Source organism: Aggregatilinea sp. (assembly GCF_036822615.1).
Lineage (GTDB): Bacteria > Chloroflexota > Anaerolineae > Aggregatilineales > Aggregatilineaceae > Aggregatilinea.
On record NZ_DAISHJ010000159.1, the window covers coordinates 1 to 9,601 of the forward strand.

Consider the following 9,601-nt stretch of genomic DNA (forward strand, 5'->3'; position numbering starts at 1 on the left):
GGCGCGGCGGCGCGCGCCAGACTGCGCGGCATGGGCGCGGCAGCCCTCGGCATTCCCAAAATGCTGCGGAAACGCCGAACCGTCCAGGCCGGACGCCGTGTTTCAACCGAATACCTGGAGTCAATTCTCACGCCGGTCCCGGCACGCAAAGGCCCGGATCAAGATTCGTAGCTGGAGTTCTCTTGCCATCCGAAATCGTACGCCCCACGTCGGAACAGCCGCTGCTGTCCATCGTCATCCCCGCTTACAACGAGCAGCAGCGCCTGCCCCAAAGCCTGCGCCAGATCCGCGATTTTGTTTCCCGGCAGCCCTACGCGATCGAAGTGATCGTGGTGGACAATAACAGCACCGACCACACGCGAGGCATCGCGGAAGAGTTCGTGTCCGAAATCCACTGCTTGCGCGTCCTGATCGAAACGATCCAGGGCAAGGGCGCGGCAGTGCGCACCGGCATGCTCGCGGCACACGGCGCGTACCGCTTCATCTGCGACGCCGACCTGTCCATGCCGATCGACGAAGTGAATAAATTCCTTCCCCCGCAGCTCGACGGCTACGATGTCGCCATCGGCTCGCGCGAGGCCCCCGGCGCGGTGCGTTACAATGAACCGACGCACCGTCACCTGATGGGCCGCGTGTTTAATACGATCGTGCGCCTGTTTGCCGTGCATGGGTTTCAGGATACGCAGTGCGGCTTCAAGATGTTCCGTGCCGACATCGCCGAAGCGCTGTTTCCGCTGCAAACGCTAACCGGCTGGAGCTTCGACGTTGAGATTCTCTACCTGGCACAACAGCGCGGATTCCGCATCGTCGAAGTGCCGGTCAACTGGTACTACAAAGACAACACGCGCATCCACCCGCTGCGCGATTCGGTCGCCATGTTCGCGGACGTGATGACCATCCGCCGCCGCGCGCACCAGGGGCACTACGGACCCGCTGCGCATGATTCCACACGCTGACCTCACCTACGAATTCGCGCTGTGCGAACGAGGCCAGTGCGCCGTCGCGGGGCTGGATGAGGCCGGGCGCGGCGCATGGGCCGGGCCGGTCGTCGCGGGCGCGGTGATCCTGCCGCTGGACCGCTTCGATCTTGCCCACGCACTCGACGGCGTGAACGATTCCAAGCTACTCACGCCCGAAATACGCGCGGCGCTGCTCCCGGTCATTCTGGAGGTTGCGCGGGCGGCAGGCATGGGCTACGCGACGCATACCGAGATCGACACGATGGGCATCGTGCCTGCAACGCGGCTTGCTATGCGCCGCGCACTCGATGCGCTGGACGTCGCGCCCGACGGCTTGCTCACGGACGCAATGCCCATGCCGGAGCTGCCTCTGCCCTACACATCGCTGATCAAAGGCGATCAAAAATCGTTGAGCATCGCCGCCGCGAGTATCATCGCCAAAGTCACACGCGACCGCTTCATGGATGAACTGGCCGACTCGTTTCCGCAGTACGGCTTCGAGGAACACAAAGGGTACGGCACGGCCCTACACCGCCATGCGCTGCAAACCTTTGGCCCGTGCCCGGCACATCGTATGTCCTTCGCGCCGCTGCGCGCGGTCTTGGAATCGGATCGGGGGGCGACACAGGAATGAACCTCACACTCGTTCACGACTGGCTCAACCAGATCGGCGGGGCCGAAGACGTACTGGAGCATCTCGTCGGCTTTTACCCGGAGGCACCCGTCTTCACCAGCATGTACGCCCCCGGCCTGATGCCGCCGGAATACCGGGACTGGGATATCCGCAGTACGTGGATGGACCGGCTGCCCGGCATCCATACCCACCATCAGCGCTATCTGCCGCTGTACCCGCTCGCGTTCGACCGCCTCGACCTGTCGGCTTACGATGTCGTGTTGAGCAACAAGAGCGGCTTTTGTCACGGCGTGCATACCGGGCCGGAGACGCTGCACATCTGTTACTGCCTGACTCCCACACGCTATATCTGGGAGCTAGATGGATACCTCGCGCGCGAAAATTTCGGACGGGTCACACGTCTTGCAGCGCAGGCGGTTGCCCGGCTCTACCACCGCTGGGACTTCGCCGCCGCGCAAAAAGTCGATCACTTCATCGCTATCAGCACCGAAATCCGCGAGCGCATCCGGCGCTACTACCACCGCGAGTCGTCGCTGATCTACCCGCCTGTGGAAGCCGCCGAACGCTTCACGCCGTCGCCCACCGTGGACGACTATTTCCTGATCGTCTCGCGCCTGATCCCGTACAAGCGGATCGATCTCGCCGTCGAAGCCTGCACGCGCCTGGATCTACCGCTGGTCGTCGCGGGCAAGGGCCGTGACCGCGAGCGGCTCGAAGCGCTGGCCGGGCCGACCGTGCAGTTCCTCGGCTACGTACCTGACGACGATCTGCCGGATCTGTTCGCGCGCTGCCGGGCGTTCATCTTCCCCGGCCTGGAAGATTTCGGCATCGCCCCCGTCCAGGCGCAGGCGGCGGGCCGCCCCGTGATCGCCTACAAGGGCGGCGGTGCGCTGGACACGGTGATCCCTGGCAAGACCGGCGCATTCTTCGACCAGCCCACGGTTGATTCGCTGGCCGCGACCCTGCGAGCGTTCGACGCCTCGACCTACGATCCCGCTGCCGTGCGCGAACACGCCATGCAGTTCGATTCGGAGGTTTTCAAGCGCCAGATGATGGACACGGTCGAGCGCGAATGGGCGCGTTTCAGCACAAAGCGAGACCGCGCCTGAACCGGCAGCGGGCCCGCGCCGCCTTAACGTAGGATGAGCGCATTTTCCAGCGCGAGAGACGGTGCGCTATAATCTCGCAGTCTACCCCTGTAATGGATGAACCGAAGGCGACCAATCTCATGAATATTGTGCAATCTGTTGCCGAGCGCATCATCGAAAACGTTTCGCAGGTGATCATCGGCAAACGCAACGAGATCCGGCTGACGGTCCTGGGCCTGCTGTGCCAGGGGCATATTTTGATCGAAGACGTTCCCGGCGTGGGTAAAACCATCCTGGCGCGGTCGCTCGCGCGCTCGATCGGCGCGTCGTTCAACCGCATCCAGTTCACGCCCGACATGCTGCCGTCCGACGTGACGGGCGTCTCGGTATTCAACCAGCGCACGCGCGAGTTTGAATTCCGCCCCGGCCCGATCATGTCGCAGATCGTACTTACGGACGAGATCAACCGCGCCACGCCCAAAACGCAGGCCGCCCTGCTGGAAGCAATGGAAGAGCGGCAGGTGACGGTGGACGGCGTGACGTATCCGCTCGAAGAACCGTTTCTGGTCGTCGCCACCCAGAACCCAATCGAATACGAAGGCACGTTCCCCCTGCCGGAAGCCCAGCTTGACCGCTTCATGCTGCGCATCCGTCTGGGCTATCCCAGCCCGCAGGAGGAGATTGCCATGCTCGATTCGCAGCAGTACCAGCACCCGCTGACCACGCTGAGGCAGGTGGTGACGGTCGAGGAACTAATTGCGGCGCAACGAGCCGTGCGCGATATCTATCTGAACCAGGACATCAAGAGCTACATCGTGAACATCGTGACCAGCTCGCGGCAGCACCCGGATGTCTATTTGGGGTCCAGCCCGCGCGGCGCGATCGCGCTCTACCACACCGCGCAAGCGCGCGCCGCCATCGTCGGGCGCGATTATGTGGTTCCCGATGACGTCAAAGCCCTGGCCGAAGTAACGCTCGCGCACCGCATCATCGTGGGGCCAAACGCGCGCATCAAAGAGATCACCTCTAACAGCATCGTCCACAGCATCCTGAACTCCGTCCCGGTTCCCGGCGCGACAGTCGGCGCACGTTACTAGCCGCCCGGTCAGGACGTGCTGACAGATGGCTAACCGGCGTAACGCGTTCTACAGTCTGCTGATCTTTTGCCTCGTCATGGGCGTGATCAGTGGGCGGACCTTCTTCTTCAATCTGGCCTATGCGATTGCCGCGCTGCTGATCGGCTCATTTGTGTGGTCGTGGGCGGCGGTGAACTGGCTAGCGATTTCGCGCACCACCTACGCGCGGCGGGCCCAGGTGGGCCGCACGCTGGACGAAGCGTTCTCCATCCGCAACACCAGCCTCATCCCTAAATTGTGGATCGAAGTGCTCGATCACTCCGACCTGCCCGGCCATAATCCCAGTCATGTGGTCCCGACGCTCGGCCCGCGCCGCCGCTATCAGTGGGAAACGCACACGCTCTGCACCCGGCGCGGCGAATACCAGCTTGGCCCCATGACGGTCGTCAGCGGCGATCCGTTCGGGCTGTTCCAGTTCCCCCGCCAGATTGCGGCGGTATCCAGCATCATCGTGTACCCGCCCACCGTACCAATCCACCGTTTTGCGACCCCGGCGGGCACGCTCTCCGGTGGGGAGGCGGTGCGACGCCGCGCGCATTTCGTCACGACAAACGCTTCCGGCGTGCGCGACTACCAGCCCGGGGACAGCTACAACCGCATCCACTGGCGCAGCTCGGCGCGCAAAGATCGCCTGCTGGTCAAGGAATTCGAGCTGGACCCGCTCTCGGATGTCTGGCTGTTCCTCGATCTGTCACACGGATCGCTGGTAGAGCGCGCTCCGGGCACAGGCAACGGCAGCTTTGCCACCATGCCGCCTCCCAGCCTGCCGCCTTCCACCGAGGAATACGGGGTTACCGTCGCGGCATCGTTGGCGCGCTATTTCGTGGATAAGGGGCGCGCGCTCGGCTTTGCGACCTATGCCCCGCGCCGCGAGATCGTGCAGCCCGACCGGGGACCGCGCCTGCTCACCCGCATCCTCGAAATTCTGGCCGTGGCGCACAGTTCATCAGACATTACGCTCCAGCAGATGCTGGCCCTTGAGGCGAACTATCTCGCGCGCGGCACGACGGCGGTTGTCGTCACCGCGTCCGTGGACCCGCGCTGGGTGACCGAAGCCTATACCCTGTCGCGGCGCGGCATCCAGGTGAGCTGTGTCCTGATCGATCCGCGCAGCTTCGGATCCACTGTAGACACGGCGCCGCTTCAGAATATGCTCGAAGCCGCCGGCATTCAGGTGCACACCGTCCACCAGGACGACGATCTGACGGCGGCGCTCAGCTATCGCGTGACGGGCGTCAGGGCACGCGCCATGTTGTAGGCAGTCCCCAAATCCTTTTCGCAGCGCAGCAGCAAAGGCTTTTCAAATCGTGATCACATCCGCTCCCGCTCCTCGCCTCCAGCGCCGACTGCTCTACCTGACGGTGTTTTGCGGCGGCATGACCACGCTTGCCGTAGAATTCTCCGCTTCGCGCCTGCTTGGCAACATTTTCGGCACGAGCAACGTCGTGTGGGCGAACATCGTCGGGCTGATCCTGATTTACCTGTCCGTGGGTTATTTCGTCGGCGGGCGCTGGGCGGACCGCTCGCCCTACTACACGACGTTTTACAGGATCATCGCCTGGGCCGCGTTCCTTAGCGGGGTCGCACCGCTCGTCGCGCATCCAGTCCTGCGCGCTGCCGCCGAAGCCGTCCAGGGCTATGACGCAGCGGTGACGGTCGGCTCGTTCGTCAGCGTACTGATCCTGTTTTCGCTGCCCGTCACACTGCTGGGGTGCGTGTCGCCCTTTTCGATTCGACTGGCCCTCTCGGATGTGGAGGAAGCGGGCGGCACCGCCGGACAGCTCTACGCACTCTCAACCTTCGGCAGCATCATCGGGACGTTCACACCCGTGCTGCTGCTGATCCCCACCGTCGGCACAGCGCGCACCTTCCTGATCTTCTCCGGCCTCCTGTTGGCGCTGGGATTGGTCGGGCTGTGGTTGCAAAATCGACGCGCCGCGCTGCGCCTGCTGTGGATGCCGGTCGCATTGGCGGCGCTGGCAGTGGCGGCGCTGCACGGCCCGCTGCGTCCCGCTCCAGCAGGCATGACTCTGCTGTACGAAGACGAGACGGCCTATAATCTCGTGCAGGTCGTGGAAGACAGCGCCGGATACCGCTACCTGCTGCTCAACGAGGGCCAGGGGATCCACTCGCAGTGGCATCCGACCGATCTCTCGTTCGACCGCACCTGGGACTTTTTCCTGACCGGGCCGTACTTCAACGCACCGCCCTACACGCCCGACCGGATGCAGCGGATCGCCATCGTCGGGCTGGCGGCGGGAACCATCGCGGAGCAGCACGACGCGGTTTATCCCGGCCTGCCGATGGATGGCATCGAGATCGACCCCGGCATCGTGGAAGCGGGCCGCAAGTATATGGGCATGACCATGCCTAACCTGAACGTGATCATCGAAGACGGGCGCTACGGCCTGACGCAGCTTGGCGAAGGCTACACAATGATCGGCGTTGACGCCTACCGCGTGCCCTACGTGCCGTGGCAGCTCACCACCGTCGAATTCTTCGAGGAAGTTCAGAACCACCTCGCGCCGGATGGCGTGGTGATCATCAACGTAGGACGCACCGGCACGGACCGCCGATTGTCCGATGCGATGACCGCGACGCTGCTCGACGTTTTCCCGACCGTTCACACAATGGACGTACCGAACTCATACAACACGATCCTGGTCGCCACGCAGCAGCCTACCAGCCCTGACAATCTGCGCGCCAACCTTGCCGCCCTGCCCCAGAACGCCAGCCCGGTCCTGCGCGCCGCCCTGCAAAGCGCCGTGCTGTCCATCGTGCCGACCGTCGCCTCCGATCTGGTCTTTACCGACGATCACGCGCCTGTCGAATGGGTGGTGGACTCGATGGTGATCGACTTCGTGATGCACGGCGGCATTAACGAGCTAGAACAGTAGCCCAAAGGCGTCCTCATGGAAAACACCCCGGCTGTCCCTGCGCGCCCCTTGTTCCCACACTGGCTTGTGACCTTTCTTCAGGGCCTGATCGTGATCACCCTGCCCGTCTTCCTCGTGCTGACCAGCGTGCGGATGGTCATGTCAGGCACGTTCCTGAAGATCGAATACAACCGTCCCGGCTTCCCGGCGGATCGCTTCGGGTTCACGAAAGAAGACCGCCTGAAGTACGCGCCCTACGCGGTGGACTACCTGCGTAATGATGCGGGAATCAGCTATCTGGGCGATCTCACGCTCGACGGCGAGTCGATGTATACGCCAAAAGAGCTTCAGCATATGGCGGATGTGAAGGTCGTGACGCGCGCCGCCTTCACCGCGCACACCGGGCTAACCCTGGCCCTTGCCGTCTCGATGATCGGATTGGGCTGGCGCGCCGCAACGCGCCGCGCGCTGCGCCGGGCATGGCTCAACGGCGGCCTGCTCACCATCTTCCTCATTGTCACCGTCGTGGTGATGGCCCTGCTCAGTTGGGACACGTTTTTCACCGGCTTTCACCGGATCTTCTTCGAGGGCAATTCATGGTTGTTCAGCACCAGTTCGACACTGATCCGCCTGTTCCCGGAGCAGTTCTGGTTCGACGCAGCGCTGGCCATTGGGGCGCTGACCGTGCTCGGCGCGGTCGCCGCCATCGGCACGGCATGGATATGGGAAGCACGCGCCCAGAAAGCCACCTCGCCCGCTCAGAGTGAATAACGATCGCGGATTACGCCCGCTTCATCGACACGATAGCAGCGCGGAACCCCGGTTGGGATGCTGAGTTCGGGCAGCGCCGCTTCGGGGATCTCGTCCAACACCATGACCAGAGCCCGCAGCGTGTTTCCGTGCGAGACGACCAGCACGGTTTCGCCTATGCGCAGGTGCGGCTCGATTGCCGCGCGATAATACGGCAGCACGCGCGCCTGCGTATCTTCCAGGCTCTCCCCGCCCGGCGGACGGCCCCGGAAGGTGCGCCGCCATGCATAGACCTGCGCCTCTCCGATATGCTGCGCCGTTTCAGCCTTATTCAGCCCCTGCAAATCGCCGTAGCTGCGCTCGTTGAGGGCAGCGTCATGCGAGACCGGAACGTCTTCCTGCCCCGTGACGCTCAGGATGATGCGCAGCGTCTCCTGCGCGCGGCTTAACTCAGACGTGAACGCGCGATCGATGTGCAAACCGCGCAGCGCTTCGCCCGCCGCCCGCGCCTCCGCCCGCCCCTGATCGGTCAGCGGCACATCCGTCCAGCCGGTGAAGCGGTTTTCCAGGTTCCACTGCGATTGGCCGTGCCGCACGAGGATCAGCATTCCGGTCGCCATCGTCGCCTCCGGGCGAGACGCAAACGGGGCCGCAAGCGACCCCGTTTTCCGCATTCAATTGACAGTCCTCAGACGGACTTACGCGCCGTACTTGGTCAGACGCTTGGCGTGCGCCAAGGCCAGCGGCATGAGATCGGTCGCCGGGAACTGGCCCAGCGCGCCGGTCATGCATTCGCGCTCACCGAAGCACTCCGCGCGGTCGGTCATGTGCGTCGCGGGAGCCCACAGCAGGGTCGGAACCGGGTGCCAGCTGTGCGCCTTGTAGGTTGCGGGCGTCGAGTGGTCGCCGGTGACGATCACCACGTCGGGATTCATGTCGAACAGAATCGGCAGCGCCTGATCCACACCCTCGATCACCTTCACCTTGGCATCGAAGTTGCCGTCTTCGCCGCGGCTGTCGGTGTACTTGATGTGGCAGAAGACGAAGTCGTAATCGTTCCAGATCTCCGCGACCTTCTTGAACTCGTCTTCGGTCGTGTCGTGCGCCGTCGTCGGGATAACATCCATGCCGACCAGCTTACTGACGCCCTTGTACATCGGGTACACGGCCACGCAGGCAGCCTTCAGCTTGTAGACATCGCTGTACTTGGGCAGCGCAGGGTCCATTGCGAAGCCGCGCAGGGTCGCCATGTTCGCCGGTTCGTGGCCGCGCAGACGCTCGCGCGCTTCGGCCAGCCACTGGTTGGCGATCTCAGCGGTGCGCTCCGCTTCAGGGCTAAGCGCCTTGGCAGGCAGCGGCGCGAGGCCGGTCTGCTGGGGGTCGGTGTCCGCGATGTGACCGTTCAAGCCCTCGCCACGCCACACCATCGCAAAGCGGTATTCCTTGGCGATCTCGATATCGATATCAATGCCGGGAATCTTGATGTCGCGCAGCACATCGATGCGCTTCGCGCCTTCTTCGGTGGAAATACGGCCCGCGCGGCGGTCGGTGATGATGCCGTTCTTGTCCACGGTGCAGAAGTTACCGCGAATCGCCACGTCGCCGGGGTTCACATCCAGCCCGATACCGACCGATTCGAGCACGCCGCGCCCGATGTCGTACACCAGCGGATCGTAGCCGAACAGCGCGAGATGCGCCGGGCCGCTGCCGGGGGCTATGCCGCGCGCCACCGGGATGCTGAGGCCGGTGGAGCCTTCACGCGCCAACCGGTCCAAATTAGGCGTATGCGCTGCTTCGAGTTCCGTCGGGCCGCCCTGCTCGCGGGGCAACCCACCCAGTCCATCCATCACCAGCAGCAGGATTTTGCCACCCGTGTTGACCGCCAGGCGCCGCATCAAATCAAAGTTAGCCATTGGTGCCCTCTCTCGTGTCTAAATCCATCCGTGAAGCCGAGCATAGTTTTAACACCTGCCCCTCATACGTCAAGTGATTCTCAGCAGGCAAAGGGATGCGTAATGATATTGTGGAAGCAGGGCGGACTCGGTACAATTTACATTGGAATTTGGGTTATTTTCCCGCTTGTTTCCGATCCTTACACTTATTGCTAACCCGATGTACAAGTTTAATCGGACAGAAGGTCAGCGAACTGGAGCGGCGA

At 63.3% G+C, this 9,601-nt stretch carries 9 protein-coding genes; 7 read left to right on the forward strand and 2 right to left on the reverse strand.

The genetic code is table 11. The features are described from left to right. Positions 1–182 precede the first annotated feature (182 nt). The 7 genes from V7116_RS23975 to V7116_RS24005 all read left to right on the forward strand — a co-directional run bounded on the left by V7116_RS23975 (position 183) and on the right by V7116_RS24005 (position 7,464). Complete coding sequence (locus V7116_RS23975) at positions 183–956, forward strand: dolichyl-phosphate beta-glucosyltransferase (RefSeq protein ID WP_324394523.1); 774 nt, start codon at positions 183–185, stop codon at positions 954–956. Next, positions 940–1,593: a ribonuclease HII gene (locus V7116_RS23980; protein ID WP_324394524.1), complete on the forward strand. Its 654-nt coding sequence runs from the start codon at positions 940–942 to the stop codon at positions 1,591–1,593. Before V7116_RS23975 ends, V7116_RS23980 begins: the two co-directional genes overlap by 17 nt. Beyond that, positions 1,590–2,702: a glycosyltransferase gene (locus V7116_RS23985; protein WP_324394525.1), complete on the forward strand. Its 1,113-nt coding sequence runs from the start codon at positions 1,590–1,592 to the stop codon at positions 2,700–2,702. Before V7116_RS23980 ends, V7116_RS23985 begins: the two co-directional genes overlap by 4 nt. A 119-nt stretch (positions 2,703–2,821) precedes the next feature. After that, positions 2,822–3,778: an AAA family ATPase gene (locus V7116_RS23990; RefSeq protein ID WP_324394526.1), complete on the forward strand. Its 957-nt coding sequence runs from the start codon at positions 2,822–2,824 to the stop codon at positions 3,776–3,778. A gap of 25 nt (positions 3,779–3,803) precedes the next feature. Beyond that, positions 3,804–5,075, forward strand: a complete 1,272-nt coding sequence (locus V7116_RS23995; protein ID WP_324394527.1) for a DUF58 domain-containing protein — start codon at positions 3,804–3,806, stop codon at positions 5,073–5,075. Between the two features lie 49 nt (positions 5,076–5,124). Beyond that, positions 5,125–6,714 (forward strand): spermidine synthase, encoded by a 1,590-nt coding sequence (locus V7116_RS24000; protein ID WP_324394528.1) that lies wholly within the window; start codon positions 5,125–5,127, stop codon positions 6,712–6,714. 15 nt (positions 6,715–6,729) lie between these two features. Beyond that, entirely contained in the window at positions 6,730–7,464 is a 735-nt protein-coding gene (locus V7116_RS24005) for a TIGR01906 family membrane protein (protein WP_324394529.1), read from the forward strand. On the opposite strand, the gene V7116_RS24010 is transcribed toward V7116_RS24005, so the two are convergent. After that, positions 7,452–8,063 carry a 2,3-bisphosphoglycerate-dependent phosphoglycerate mutase gene (locus V7116_RS24010; protein WP_324394530.1) on the reverse strand — a complete coding sequence of 204 codons (612 nt, stop codon included), beginning with the start codon at positions 8,061–8,063 and terminating at the stop codon, positions 7,452–7,454. The two genes, V7116_RS24005 and V7116_RS24010, sit on opposite strands and share 13 nt — an antisense overlap. 78 nt (positions 8,064–8,141) lie before the next feature. Beyond that, the gene (locus V7116_RS24015) at positions 8,142–9,356 is read right to left on the reverse strand and encodes a 2,3-bisphosphoglycerate-independent phosphoglycerate mutase (RefSeq protein ID WP_324394531.1); all 1,215 of its coding nucleotides are present in this window, start codon (positions 9,354–9,356) and stop codon (positions 8,142–8,144) included. Positions 9,357–9,601 lie beyond the last annotated feature (245 nt).

Excerpts from the sequence above, each read along its gene's own strand:
- V7116_RS24010 (WP_324394530.1), bottom strand. The coding sequence starts at position 8,063 with ATGGCGACCGGAATGCTGATCCTCGTGCGGCACGGCCAATCGCAGTGG.
- V7116_RS23990 (WP_324394526.1), top strand. The coding sequence starts at position 2,822 with ATGAATATTGTGCAATCTGTTGCCGAGCGCATCATCGAAAACGTTTCG.
- V7116_RS23995 (WP_324394527.1), top strand. The coding sequence starts at position 3,804 with ATGGCTAACCGGCGTAACGCGTTCTACAGTCTGCTGATCTTTTGCCTC.
- V7116_RS24005 (WP_324394529.1), top strand. The coding sequence starts at position 6,730 with ATGGAAAACACCCCGGCTGTCCCTGCGCGCCCCTTGTTCCCACACTGG.
- V7116_RS23985 (WP_324394525.1), top strand. The coding sequence starts at position 1,590 with ATGAACCTCACACTCGTTCACGACTGGCTCAACCAGATCGGCGGGGCC.
- V7116_RS23980 (WP_324394524.1), top strand. The coding sequence starts at position 940 with ATGATTCCACACGCTGACCTCACCTACGAATTCGCGCTGTGCGAACGA.
- V7116_RS24015 (WP_324394531.1), bottom strand. The coding sequence starts at position 9,356 with ATGGCTAACTTTGATTTGATGCGGCGCCTGGCGGTCAACACGGGTGGC.